This window comes from Brevibacterium sp. 50QC2O2 (genome assembly GCF_024580675.1).
GTDB classification, from domain to species: Bacteria; Actinomycetota; Actinomycetes; order Actinomycetales; family Brevibacteriaceae; genus Brevibacterium; species Brevibacterium moorei.
Genome location: NZ_JANIJZ010000024.1, coordinates 17686 through 30482, shown reverse-complemented (window position 1 = coordinate 30482; position 12797 = coordinate 17686). Strand labels below are relative to the sequence as shown.

The 12797-nt window shown below is 66.8% G+C and carries 11 protein-coding genes; 6 read left to right on the top strand and 5 right to left on the bottom strand.

From position 1 onward, the window contains the following. Positions 1 to 145: 145 nt before the first annotated feature. On the top strand, positions 146 to 934 hold the full coding sequence (locus NQ038_RS14055; RefSeq protein ID WP_257058952.1) for an SDR family oxidoreductase: 789 nt from the start codon (positions 146 to 148) through the stop codon (positions 932 to 934). A gap of 58 nt (positions 935 to 992) precedes the next feature. Here the strand turns inward: NQ038_RS14055 and NQ038_RS14050 are convergent, their stop codons facing one another. The 3 genes from NQ038_RS14050 to NQ038_RS14040 form a co-directional block, all read right to left on the bottom strand. Beyond that, the gene (locus tag NQ038_RS14050; protein ID WP_257058948.1) at positions 993 to 1817 is read right to left on the bottom strand and encodes an HNH endonuclease family protein; all 825 of its coding nucleotides are present in this window, start codon (positions 1815 to 1817) and stop codon (positions 993 to 995) included. Positions 1818 to 1932: 115 nt separating this feature from the next. Beyond that, on the bottom strand, positions 1933 to 3120 hold the full coding sequence (locus NQ038_RS14045) for an HNH endonuclease family protein (protein ID WP_257058945.1): 1188 nt from the start codon (positions 3118 to 3120) through the stop codon (positions 1933 to 1935). A gap of 95 nt (positions 3121 to 3215) precedes the next feature. Next, entirely contained in the window at positions 3216 to 4712 is a 1497-nt protein-coding gene (locus NQ038_RS14040) for an amidohydrolase family protein (RefSeq protein ID WP_257062858.1), read from the bottom strand. Between the two features lie 242 nt (positions 4713 to 4954). Here NQ038_RS14040 and NQ038_RS14035 point away from each other — a divergent pair, with 242 nt between their 5' ends. From NQ038_RS14035 to NQ038_RS14015, 5 genes are read left to right on the top strand one after another with little or no spacing between them, the layout of a single operon-like run. After that, on the top strand, positions 4955 to 6469 hold the full coding sequence (locus tag NQ038_RS14035; RefSeq protein ID WP_257058943.1) for an ABC transporter substrate-binding protein: 1515 nt from the start codon (positions 4955 to 4957) through the stop codon (positions 6467 to 6469). A 3-nt stretch (positions 6470 to 6472) separates the two neighbouring features. Continuing rightward, complete coding sequence (locus NQ038_RS14030; RefSeq protein WP_257062856.1) at positions 6473 to 7543, top strand: ABC transporter ATP-binding protein; 1071 nt, start codon at positions 6473 to 6475, stop codon at positions 7541 to 7543. Next, positions 7536 to 8570 carry an ABC transporter ATP-binding protein gene (locus NQ038_RS14025; protein ID WP_257062854.1) on the top strand — a complete coding sequence of 345 codons (1035 nt, stop codon included), beginning with the start codon at positions 7536 to 7538 and terminating at the stop codon, positions 8568 to 8570. The genes NQ038_RS14030 and NQ038_RS14025 overlap by 8 nt, the downstream gene beginning before the upstream one ends. Further along, positions 8567 to 9511, top strand: a complete 945-nt coding sequence (locus NQ038_RS14020) for an ABC transporter permease (protein ID WP_257062853.1) — start codon at positions 8567 to 8569, stop codon at positions 9509 to 9511. The genes NQ038_RS14025 and NQ038_RS14020 overlap by 4 nt, the downstream gene beginning before the upstream one ends. Next, positions 9511 to 10398 carry an ABC transporter permease gene (locus NQ038_RS14015; protein ID WP_257058935.1) on the top strand — a complete coding sequence of 296 codons (888 nt, stop codon included), beginning with the start codon at positions 9511 to 9513 and terminating at the stop codon, positions 10396 to 10398. Before NQ038_RS14020 ends, NQ038_RS14015 begins: the two co-directional genes overlap by 1 nt. Position 10399: 1 nt before the next feature. Here NQ038_RS14015 and NQ038_RS14010 read toward each other — a convergent pair whose 3' ends face one another. Together NQ038_RS14010 and NQ038_RS14005 are read right to left on the bottom strand one after the other, a co-directional pair. Then, a complete protein-coding gene (locus NQ038_RS14010) occupies positions 10400 to 10936 on the bottom strand; it encodes a TetR/AcrR family transcriptional regulator (protein WP_257058955.1) in 537 nt (178 codons plus the stop codon). A gap of 71 nt (positions 10937 to 11007) precedes the next feature. Beyond that, on the bottom strand, positions 11008 to 12756 hold the full coding sequence (locus NQ038_RS14005; RefSeq protein ID WP_257058932.1) for an AMP-binding protein: 1749 nt from the start codon (positions 12754 to 12756) through the stop codon (positions 11008 to 11010). Between the last annotated feature and the right edge of the window lie 41 nt (positions 12757 to 12797).

Below are 12797 nucleotides of genomic sequence, written 5' to 3'. Positions count from 1 at the left end.
AAACGCCGAGACGATGACTTCGTCATCGCCTACCGTGAATACCTGCTCGCCGCGTAGGCCACCTCGCCATGGTCGATCACCACCACCATGATCACGACCGGGCTTGACAACCTATAGGAGCATCACGAAGGCGGCGATGTTTGGCATGCAGAACGCACAGGCGGGCGGGGCGGGTCCATTCGACATCAGGGGCAGGCTGGCCCTGGTGACCGGTTCCTCCCGCGGGCTGGGCCGGACCTTCGCCCTGGGCCTGGCAGCCGCAGGCGCCCGGGTGGTGGTCCACGGAAGGGATCCGCGGGCGATCGCGGACACGGAGTCGGCCATCGCCTCGGCCGGCGGCGAGGTGGCCGGCCGGCTGCGGGTGGACCTGGGCCGGCGGGAGGAACTCGAGGCCGCCCTCGCGGCGCTGGTGGGTGAGGTGGGTGTGCCCGACATCCTGGTCAACAACGCCGGGGTGCAGCGCCGCGGGAACTTCTGGGAGATGGATCCGGCCGACTGGGACGAGGTGATCGCGGCGAATCTGTCCGCGGCGTTCTCCGTCTCGCGCCTCCTGGCACCGGGGATGATCGAGCGGGGCTCGGGCAAGATCGTCAACATCGGCTCCGTGCAGTCGATGCTGGCGCGCGCCCGCATCACCCCGTATGTGGCCAGCAAGGGCGGGATCGCGATGCTCACGAAGGGCATGGCCTCCGAGCTGGCCGAACACGGCATCCAGGTCAACACGATCTCCCCTGGATACTTCGCCACCGAGATGAACGCCTCCCTGGCCGCCGATCCGCAGTTCAACGCATGGATCGAGGACCGTACCCCGGCCCGCCGCTGGGGGAAGGAGGAGGAACTCGTGGGAACGCTGATCTATCTGTGTTCTGGGGCCTCGGACTTCGTCACGGGGCAGAACATCTTCGTCGACGGCGGGATGACCTCGGTAGTGTGATCCCGGGCGCCGCCGGTGCGTACCCGGCGCGGGATCCGCACCGGGATGGGGAGCCCGGCTATTTCGACAGGCTGACCGAACGCCCCGTCTTGATCTTCAGCGGGGTGACCTTCGCGGCTTTCTGGTCGGAGCAGCCGGACAGGATCTTCTGCATCGCCTTCTTCTCCGCGGACGTCACCGACAGCTGGTACTTGTACTTCACGCTGATCTGCGTGGCCACGTACTGGCAGCGGAAACCGGTGTTCTTCGGCAGCCATTCGGCGGCGTTCGCAGCCCCCTTCGTGCGGTTGAGGGAGGCGTCGGCGGCGATCAGGTTGAGCGGGTCGTTGGCGATGGACTCGCGCTGCCGCTGGCCGGCGGTGCCCGTCCAGTACTGTGCTCCGGAGACCCAGACGTTCTGCAGGGCGACCAGGTGGTCGATGTCCACGGAGTTCTTGCCGACCTTCCAGTTGTCGACTTCGCCGTCGTAGGGATCGTCCAGGGTTCCCGAGGCGACCTTGCACTTGCTGCCACCGGCGTACTTCACGTTCGTCATATCGCGGGCCAGGATGTCGTCGCGGGTTCGGCAGCCATTGCCGTCGTAGTCGTATGCCCAGGCCTTGCCAAACCACCGGGTCCGGTCGTAGCCGCTGGCCGGTGCCTTGCCCTTGACCGTGAGCTTCTCCAGGGTCGCGGTGGCCTTGGGCCCGTCGAGCTTCGCCCCGGCCGTGGAGCTGGACGACCCGCCCTGCGCCCCGTCCAGGATCTCGCCGAGCTCATCGCAGCCGCTGAGCCCGATCAGGGTGCCCAGCGCCAATGCCGAGGCGAGGGCCGTCTTGAGTAGGCGCGGCAACCCGGGGGCGGTGGTGCGGTGGTGCGGTGGACGGTGGGCGAAGATGCGCAATGTGAACCTCGGGGAAGAGAGATATCGAACGTATGTACGCATCGCAGTGTAGCAATGCGAACCCCGAGGCTCCTGCACGGTCCCGGGAGGCGGGCCCGGGACCGTCCGGGTTCGCTCAGCGCCTCCAGCGGTTGCGGCTCTCCGTGGAAGATGACTTGCACGTATAGGTGTGGCCGTTCGATCCAACACCCGTGGCCCCGGCCGGCTTGCAGAATGCTCCGGGGTGCACACTCTTCGAACTGGAGGAACCGCCGGACTTCGACGAGCTCTTGTGTGAAGAGCTCGAGGAGCTCGACTTCGAGGAGGAGGAATTGCTCGATGTGCTCTTGTGCGAGGAACTCGAGGACTCCTTCGCCTTCTTCGTGGCCTGGCCCGCGACCGACTTGCCGGTCGCGACCTTCTGGACTGCGACCTCGGCCGCCTTCTGCCCGGTGCAGCCGGACAGGACCCTCTTCATCGCGCCCTTCTCCGCCGAGGTCACGGACAGGGAGTACTTGTACTTCACGCTGATCTGCGTGGCCACGTACTGGCAGCGGAAGCCCCGGTTGGCCGGCAGCCATTCGGCGGCGTTCGCGGCCCCCTTCGTCCGGTTGAGCGAGGCGTCGGCGGCGATCAGGTTGAGGGGGTCGTTGGCGATGGACTCGCGCTGCCGCTGACCGGCCGCGCCCTTCCAATACTGCGCTCCGGAGACCCATGCGTTCTGCAGGGCGACCAGGTGGTCGATGTCCACCGAGTTCTTACCGATCCGCCAGCTGTCGGTCTTGCCGTCGTAGGGATCGTGCAGGGTTCCCGAGGCGACCTTGCACGTGCTGCCGTTCGCGTACTTCACGTTCGTCATATCGCGGGCCAGGATGTCGTCGCGGGTCCGGCAGCCATTGCCGTCGAAGTCGAAGGACCAGGCGCGGCCGAACCAACGCTCGCGGTCGTAGCCGGTGGCCGGCGCCTTGCCCTTGACCGTGAGCTTCTCCAGCAGTGCCAGGGCGGAGCCGCCGCCGAGCTTGGCGCCGGACTCACCCGACCGGGCGGCCTTCTTCTCCTGCTGCGCCGAGGTCGCGCTCGGCTGTGCCGCAGGCGTGGACTCCGCGTCCTGTGCCGCCCGCTGTGCGGCCTCCTCCTGCTCGGAGAGCTGCTGGGAGTCGGAGCCGCTGGGGGCGGGGCTGCTCGCGGTGGAGTCGGAATCGCATGCGGCGAGGCCGAACACCGTGCCCAGCGCCAGAGTCGCCGCGGCCAGCGGGCGGGCTATCCGGGAGATGCGGGGATGGACGGCACGGAGTGCAGTCGAAACGGGGCGGGAAGTGCGCACTATGAAGCTGTCTTTCGGGAGTGGGGACTTTCGAGATCGCTTCAATTGTAGGCCTGTGCATCCCAGCGCAGTGGAGCGCTGGGATGTGCCGGGCCCTACTCCGCGAGGAGCGCGCGCCCCGGCTGCACGGACTCCACCGTGCGGCCCTCGGCGACGACGGGTTCGCCCGCTACGAAGACGTAGCGCATCCCACGCGCCGCCTGGACCGGGACCGCGCGGGCGGCCGGTTCCAACTCCGCGAGCGCGAATACCGCGATATCGGCGTCGGTGCCCACGCCCAGGTGCCCCTTGGCTGCGAACGCAGGCGCACAACCGCGCAGCACCTGGGCGGGCAGCGTCGTGGACCGGGCCACCACCTCGGCCAGGGGCAGAACGCCCAGATCGCGGTGCAGCCACGCGAGTGCTCGGACGAAGGTCGAGGTGCTGCGCGGGTGGGCGGCCGGGCCCTCGGAGGTCGGCTTGGTCGGCATCGCATCGCTGGCGAACACGGAATGCGGCAGGGTCAGGGCGCGGACCAGCAGACCGTCGGGGCCCTGTTCGGAGTCAGGATAGGAATCGGCCAGGCACAGGCCGCCGGGATCCTGGGCGCGCAGTTCGGCCAGGCGCTGATAGGTGGCGGGGCGTTCGCCGGTGCGCAGATAGGTCACGGAGTCCGCGGGCGTGCCCTGGGCGCTCATCTTCTGCGGGTCGAGGAAGTCCGCGCCGATTACGGTCGACGAATAGGCGAAGGGGTAGGACTCGAAGGTGACGGGCAGGCCCTCGGCGTGGGCGTCGGCCAGGACCTGGGCTACGCGGGGGACCGCGGACGAGTTCGAACTGCTGATATGGCAGATGTGCACGGCGACCCCGGTGCTCCGGCTCAGGTCGATCAGTTCCTGCACCCCGGCCGGCGTTCCATGGCTGGCGCCGGAGCCCCAGCGCACGTGGACGATGAGCGGGCGCCTATAGCTCTTGGCCAGCCGGGCGACGGCGGTCAGTTCGTCCGCGCCGGTTAAGGGCGCATAGCCCAGCAGCAGGCCGATGCCGATGGCGCCGGCGGCCAACTGCGCGTCCAGCAGTTCGACGATGCGGTCGATCTGTGCGGCATCGGCCGGCTGCTTCCAGTTCTCCAGGGACTGCACCGCGGCGAAGGCGTCGAGTGGCAGCTGGGGGAGTGCCGCGATCTGTTCCGCGTCCATGTTCTCCATGACGATCGCGCGGGCGTGCAGCCAGCCGGCGGAGTAGCCGAAGTTCAACGGCCTGCCCTGGGCTTCGGCGGCTTCGACCGTGGGCGGCAGGGGAGTGACCCCGCATTCGAGTTCCAGGGTGGTGGTCACTCCGTCTTGGGCCTGCAGGCGGTGGCCTTCGATGTTCTGCGCGTGGGAGTGGAGGTCGATGAAACCGGGGGTGATGATGAGTCCTGTCGCATCGATCGTGCGTGCGGCGGCAGGGGGTCCCGCGGGGATGTCCCCGGCCGAGGCCGCCCCGACATAGCTGATCTTCCCGTCCCGGATGCCCACGTCGTAGGCGCCGTGCAAGCCATTCTGTGGATCGACGAGTGTTCCGCCGGTGATGAGGATGTCGTGGTGCATGGGTCTCCTGCTCGCTGTGATCGTCGAATCGTGACTGTCGGATTCATCTTGCCGACAACTCTAGTGCCGTGTGATCCATCCCACTGAATAGGGCATGGATGAATCACGTAAATGGCGCGGCAACGCGAGGATGCAAGCCGGCCGACAGCCGGATTGACGCATATGTCAACACTGCCGTATCGCCTGCCGGGCATTGGGTTGACGCAGGTGTCAACGTGCCATACCTTCGACTCACATCCTGGCAACGGAGCCGAAGGACCTTTATGAAGCATTTCATCACCACCGTGATCGCCTCCCTGTGCATCCTTGCACTGGCCGGCTGTTCATCCACCGCGGCACAGGACCGCGCGCAGGAACTGGTCGTCGCCATCGACGGCGACATCTCCTCGTTCGACCCCGTTATGGGCAACTCGGGCAACGACCACACGATGCTCTACCCCGTCTACGACACCCTGTTCGACTTCGACCCCAAGACCTTGGAACCCAAACCCGGTCTGGTGGACAAGTGGGACTACCCGAGTGCGAAGAAGCTGGTCATGCACCTGCGCAGCGGAGTGAAGTTCCACGACGGGACGACCTTGGATGCAACCGCGGTGAAGGCGAACCTGGAACGGGTGCGCAGCAAGGGCTCGAACCTCCAGGCCGAACTCGCGGCAGTCGACGACATCAAGGTGGTCGACCCCTCCACCATCGAACTCGACCTGAAGACCGCCGACACGTCGCTGCCGCTGCTGCTCTCCGACAGGTCGGGGATGATGGTCTCGCCCAAGGCCATCGAGGCCGGCGTGGCCAAGCTCAAGACGAATCCCGTCGGCACCGGGCCGTGGAAGCTGACCTCATGGCAGCGCGGGACGGCCATCAAATACACGGCCTTCGACGACTACTGGAACAAATCCGTGAAGGTCGAACCCCGATTGACCATCCGGATCTTCACAGATCCGAAGACCCGTGTCGACGCGCTGACCACCAGCCAGGTCGATATGGCCTTGGCCGTGGGCCCTGCGGATGCCGGCAATCTGGAGCTCAACAGCCGGATCACCGTCCACCCGGACAATTCGATCCGCGTGCGGATGGTCTACCTCGATATGTCCTCCGAGGACACCTTTGCCCAGAAGAAGCTGCGGCAGGCGGTGAACCTGGCGATCGACCGGGAGCAGATGGCCAAGGTCGGATTCTTCGGCTACGCCCAGCCCGCCTACACCTACCTGCCCGCCAGCCACTGGGCCTCAGTAGAAGACGATGTCCCCCACAAAGTGGACCCGGAGAAGGCCAGGGCGCTGGTCAGGGAAGTCGGCGCCGAGGGCAAGAAGTTCTCCATCCTCCTGCCCAACGACTCGAATTCGGTGCGGGTGGGAGAGATCATCAGAGCCTCTCTGGGAGACATCGGCCTGCAGGTCGACATGGAACCCAGGGAAGTGGTGCAGTCGACCACCGAATACTTCGACGAACTGCGCCAGCCCGGCCTGCTGTCCGCCTGGACCGGCCGGCCCGATCCGGGACAGATGTACCGGCAGCTGCTGGGCACGACCGGTTACTACAACGCCGGCCACGGAGTCACCCCCGGGCTGGACGATCTGGTGACGAAGGCGAATGCGCAGAAGGACCAGGACGCGCGCGGCGCACTGCTGAAGAAGGCGGGAATGGCGGCCTTCGAGAACGCCAGCCAGCTGCCGTTGGTGTTCGAGGACCGGATCACCGCCGTCAACCAGGGCGTCGAGGGCTACCAGTCGAACCTGTTGGGCAAACCCAAATTCGTCGGCATCACGAAGTCGAGGTGAACCATGGCAACCGTTGAAATCGAGAACCTGTGCGTCGGATTCGACACCCCGCGCAATCCCGGGGACTACGCCCCGGTGGTCAAGAACGTGAGCCTGCGGATCGACGAGGGCGAGATCTTCGGCCTGGTGGGCGAATCCGGATCCGGCAAGTCGGTCACCGGCCTGGCGGTCATGGGCCTGCACGATCAGCGGCGCTCGCGGATCACGGGATCCGTCAAGGTCGGCGGGGTCGAACTGCTCGACGCCGAACACACAGTGCAGGCGCAGTACCGCGGAACCCGGGTCTCCATGGTGTTCCAGGAGCCGATGACCGCACTCGACCCCGTCTTCACGATCGGCCAGCAGCTCACGGAGACCCTGCGGGCGCACCGCCGGATTTCCCGGGCCGAGGCCAAACGCCAGTCTCTGGACATGCTCGACCGGGTGGGCATCCCGGACCCGGCCGGGCGCTTCGGCGCTTACCCGCACGAGCTCTCAGGCGGCATGCGCCAGCGCGTGGTCATCGCCATCGCCCTGCTGTGCGGGCCCACTCTGCTGATCGCAGACGAACCGACCACTGCAGTCGATGCGACGGTGCAGCTGCAATTGCTGCGTCTGATCAAGGACATGTGCGCGGAGTTCGGGACCGCGGTCCTGTTCATCACACACGACCTGGGCGTGGTCAACCAGCTGTGCGACCGGGTGGCGACGATGTACGCCGGGGAGATCGTCGAAACGGGACCGGTCAAGCAGGTCCTGGCCGCTCCGGCCCACCCCTACACCGGTGCCCTGCTCAACGCCCTGCCGCGCTTCGAAACCCGCGGCATGCATCTGCAGACACTGCCGGGGCGGGTGCCGCCACCGGGTCAGGAAGGGCAGGGCTGCTGGTTCGCCGAGCGCTGCGCCTTCGCCGCGGAGGCCTGCCGTGGCGCGCACCCCGAATTGCTACCGGTGCCGGGCACCCCTCCCGGCACCTCCGCCGAGGCCCCGACAGGGTCGGCGGATACACAGCCGCGGGCCGCCAGGATGACGCGCTGTGTGCGCGTCGGGCAGATCGATCCCTTGGCACGCCCGCAGGAGGTAGAACATGTCTGAGACCACAACTCCGGCTCCGGGCGCGGATTCCGTCGCGCCCCGATCGGGCGAGCCCCTGCTGCGGCTGACCGGAGTCGACGTCGACTTCAAGGTCGGCTGGAAGAGGAAACTGCACGCGGTCCGCCAGGCCGACATCGAGGTGCGCGCCGGCGAATCCATCGGGCTGATCGGCGAGTCCGGTTCGGGCAAGTCGACGCTGGCCCGCGCGCTGATGGGCTTGCTGGAGCCCAGCGGCGGCACCGTCGAATGGCGCGGCCAGAACACCGCGACCCTGACCGGAGCGCAGAAGCGGGCCTTCACCCGCTCGGTGCAGATGATCTTCCAGGATCCGCATTCGGCGCTGGACCCCCGGCGCCGGATCATCACCTCGGTGATGGAGCCGATGCACGTCCTGGGCATCGGCGATCCGGCCGAGAGGGCGCGGCGGGCCGATGAGGCCCTGGAGCGGGTCGGGCTGCGCCGCGACCTGGCCGATCGGTTCCCCCACCAGCTCTCCGGCGGGCAGAAACAGCGTGCGTGCATCGCCCGCGCGCTGGTCGTCGAACCCGAGGTCCTGGTCTGCGATGAGTCCGTCGCGGCACTGGACGTGGCCCTGCAGGCCGAAGTGCTCAACCTGCTGGCCGATCTACGCGACGAACTGGACCTGGCGATCGTCTTCATCAGCCACGACCTGTCCGTGGTCGCCCACATCTGCCAGTGGATCAACGTCATGTACCTGGGTGGGATCGTGGAACGGGGGAACACGGAGGACCTGACACTCCACCCGCGCCACCCCTATACCGCAGGGCTGCTGTCCTCGCACCTGTCGACCAAGGTCGATGAGAACCAGTTGGACGCCCAGCCGCTGATCGTCGGCGACATCCCCAGCCCTCTCAAGCCTCCCAGCGGCTGCCGGTTCAACACCCGCTGCCCCTTCGCCACCGATGTGTGCCGACGGGTCGAGCCTGCTTTCGAACAGACCGACACGGGCACGGAGGCGGCCTGCCACAGGTGGGCGGAACTGTCCTTGGAGAGGAGCCTGCGGTGACCTTTCTCAAAATGTTCGGCACGCGTCTGCTGTCGATCATCCCCACCCTGATCCTGGCCTCGCTCATCGTCTTCATGCTGCAGCGGCTGATCCCGGGCGACCCCGCCAATGCGATTGCCGGCGAGTACGCGACCCCCGAACGGTTGGCGGAGATCCGCGGGGAACTGGGCATCGACAAGCCCCTGTGGCTGCAGTACCTGAGCTGGATCGGCAATGCCCTGACCGGCAATCTGGGCGTGTCCTTCATGACGGGCCAGTCGGTCACCTCCCTGATAGCCGAACGCCTGCCGGTGACGATCCTGCTGACCACATTCGGCTTGATCGTCGGCGTGGTCATCGGCCTGCCCACCGGTGTCTACGCCGCATCACGTGCCGGTGGCCGGCTGGACCGGATACTCACGAGTGCCGCGACCCTGGGTCTGGCCCTGCCGAACTTCTGGGTCGGGATGATCCTGATCCTGGTCTTCTCCATCACCCTGGGCTGGCTGCCGGGACCTGGCGGTCCACTGTTCTCATCGGACCCCCTGGGCAGTATCCAATCGATGCTGCTGCCGGCGGTGGCCCTGGGCCTGGTGGGCGGTGCGGAGATCTGCCGCCAGGTGCGCAGCGCCATGATCGAGGACCTCGGCAGCGACCATGTGCGGACCCTGCGGGCCAAGGGCCTGCCGGGCATGCAGGTTCTGTGGCACCACGCGCTGAAGAACTCGAGCTTGCCGTTCCTGACGATCGTCGGCCTGCAGATCTCCCGGCTGCTGTCGGCCTCGGTCGTGGTGGAGACCGTGTTCGGCCTGTCCGGGCTGGGCACCCTGATCGTCACCGCGACGAACCAGCGCGAATACATGGTGGTCCAGGGCGTGGTCCTGGTTATGGCCATGCTTGTGGTGTTCACCAACTTCATCGTCGACATGCTGTACCGAGTACTGGACCCGAGGATCAAATAATGAGTGACGTGGTGAGAACGACGAACCCCCTGCCCACCGGACCAGGCGCCTCTGCCGGTGCCGTGGCCCGCAAACCGGCTCCGTCCTTCGTGAAATGGGCCAGTATCGTGATCCTGGCCGGCGCGGTGCTGCTGCTGGTCGCCGGCCGCTTCATCACCCCGTACGATCCGAACAAACAGGATCTGACCTCGGTGTTCTCCGGTCCCTCGCCCGCCCACTGGTTGGGCACCGACGACCTGGGCCGCGATGTCCTCAGCAGAATGCTGGTGGGCGGGCAGGCCACGATCCTGGCCAGTCTCTTCGCCGTCGCCCTGGCCCTGGTGCTGGGCTTGGTGGTCGGGATCCTGGCCGGTTATCTGGGCGGCTGGGTCGATGTGGTGCTGATGCGCGTGGTCGACGCCTTCCTGGCCTTCCCCGCAATCGTCCTGGCGATCGGGGTGACCGCGACGATGGGCATCGGCCTGTTCAATGCCATGTTCGCCGTCGGCATCGTGCTGGCGCCGGGCATCGCGCGGCTGGCCAGGGCACAGACGCTCAGCGTCAAGGAATCCACCTACATCGAGGCGGCCCGATCCTATGGTGCCCGAGGATTCCGGCGGATGGTGCTGCCGCACATCGTGCCGAATATGATCCAACCGGTGGTCGTCCAGACCGCGGTGATCTTCGGCCACGCGATGATCGCCGAGGCCTCCCTGAGCTTCCTGTCCCTGGGCGTGCAGCCCCCGGAGTCCTCCTGGGGCGCGGTGCTCTCGCGGGCCTATGCGTTCATGAGCCAGGCGCCGTATGCGATCATCATCCCGGGCGTGGCGATCGCGCTCATGGTCTTCGCCGTCAACATCATGGCCGATGAGGTGCAGACCTGGCTGGATCCGAAACGCAGGAAGTGACTCAGAAGCCGACCATGCGCAGGTAGAGGTCGGTGCAGTGTTCGACCGCCTCGTCCAGGGAACCGAATTCGCGGTCGATCATCGTCGAGGCGGCCACCAGGATCGAGCGGATGCTGATCGCGATCACCTCGGGTGGGGCCGCTGGGGTGGCGCCGGCGGCGATCATCCGCTTGATCTGCCCGATGGTGCGCCGCCGCGGACGCATCACGATCTCCTCCTGGATCGCGGCGATCTGCGGATCGTTGGCAGCCTGTTCCTCGAACACCTGCAGGATCGGCAGATAGTCCCGGTAGGCCAGCAGGAAGGCCCTGACCGAGGCCGCGGACAGGGCGCGCTGATCGTCGACGATCGGACCGGTATAGGAATGGGCTGCCAGGAAGTCGTCGCGCACGGCCTCGGCCACATGCCGCAGCACGTCCTCCTTGGACGTGAAGTAGACGTAGAAGGTGGGGCGCGAGACCTCCGCGGCCTCCGTGATATTCGAGATCGCCGTCGCCGCGAAACCCCGCCTGGCGAACACGGACCGGGCGGCGACCAGGATAGCGGCCTTCGTCCGGCTGTCCTTGTCCCGGCGGTCCGCGCGTGCGCTGGCCCAATCGACTCCGATGGCTACCGTCCTAGTTCGTCGTTGATCCGCTGCTTCAACTTGTACTTCTCGATCTTGTTCGTCGGCGTGCGCGGAATGTCGTCGACGATCCTGATGTGCCGTGGTCGCATGAACTTCGGCATCGTGTCCTCAGCATACGCAGTCAGATCCTCCGCTGTGACCGGCGAATCCGGGTTCGTCACGACATAGGCGACGATATCGTCCTCGTCGCCCACCTCGCCGGGGATCGCGAAGACGGCGCTGTACTGCACCTGCGGGTGCTGGTTGAGCATGTCCTCGACCTGGAAGGATGACAGGTTCTCCCCACGTACCCGCATCCGGTCGCCCATCCGATCGACGAAGCGGAACATCCCGTCGGCGCGCTTGACCGCAGCATCGCCGGTGTGGAACCAGCCGTGCGTCCAGGCGCTCGCCGTGGCCTCCGGCTTGCCGATGTACTCGTCGAGGAAGAGGTGGTCGACCAGGGGTTTGAACACCAGCTGCCCGGCGATGCCCGGCGCGCACTCATGGTCCTCGGCATCCCAGACGGCCGCCTCGACGAAGCGGGTGGGGTGTCCCATCAGGCCCTTCTCATCGGCCTGGTCGCCGCCGACGATCGGCTGACCCGCCGCCTGCGCCGCCGCGCGGGCCGCGGCGTTGTCCAGCCCGAACACGAACTCCGTTGGTGTGCCACCGGGTTCGTCCCCGGCGAACTCGTCGATCAGCATGGCCAGGGAGGCACCCGATTCCGTCTGGCCGAAGCCCGCAGTGACGAAGTCGAAGCCGAATCGCTGCGCGACCTGTTGGTGGTTCAGCGGCAGGGGTTGCATATGCACCTTGCGCAGGCTGTTGGCGGCGTCCTCGGGCCCTGCCGGGGCGTTCATCAGCCAGGGGATCATGACGTCGAGCAGGATCGCCGAGGTGGCATGGCGGCGGTTGATCCTGCTCCAGAACTCGCTGGAGGAGAACTTGTCCCAGATCGCGGCCTCGGCGCCCATCCACAGGGCTCTGACCACATTGCACATGGCTCCACCCACGTGGTACATCGGCAGATCGTTGTAGATCACGTCGGTGTCGTCGATGAGCTGGCGCATGCTGTAGATGTACTGATTGATCCACCTGTGCGGTTGCAGTACGCCCTTGGCAGGGCCCGTGGTGCCCGAGGTGTAGATGATGTTCGCCGGATCGGCATCGGTGACTGTGACTTCCGGGGCCCTAGCCGGCTTGGCCAGTTCGTCCCAGGCGATCCGGTCCCAGCCGCTCTCGGGCGCCGCGGCCGCTGCCTGGGCCCGCGCAGCCGAGGCCGCGTCCCCGTCTGCGAAGACGATCACCGGTGCGCTGTGGTCGGTCGTGCCGCGGACGGCGTCGAGGGTGCCTGCCAGGGCCGCGTCGACGATGATGAGATCCGGGCGGGTGTCGGCCAGCTGATAGCTCAACAGCCTGCCGGCGTAGGAGAAGTTGATGGGGCAGTACAGGGCGCCGGCCCGCCAGATGGAAAGCATGGTCTGCGTGGCCAGCATGGCGTCGGTGGTGAAGACCGAGACCCGCGAGCCCTTGCGGATGCCCAGCCGGTGCAGATTGCCGGCGATCGTCCCCGTCGATTCCTGTAGCCCGGCATAGGTGTGGACGCGATCGCGTTCTCCGTCGTAGACGGCCACCGCGTCCGGGGTACGAGCGCTCCAGTAGGCCATCCGGTCCAGGACGGTCGCGCCCTGGGCGGTCAGTTCTGCGGTGAGCTCATCTTCCTGCTGTGGCACTTCCTGTTGTGACATCTTCGTCACCTTTCTCTTCGTGATTCGGCGGCGGTCGCCCC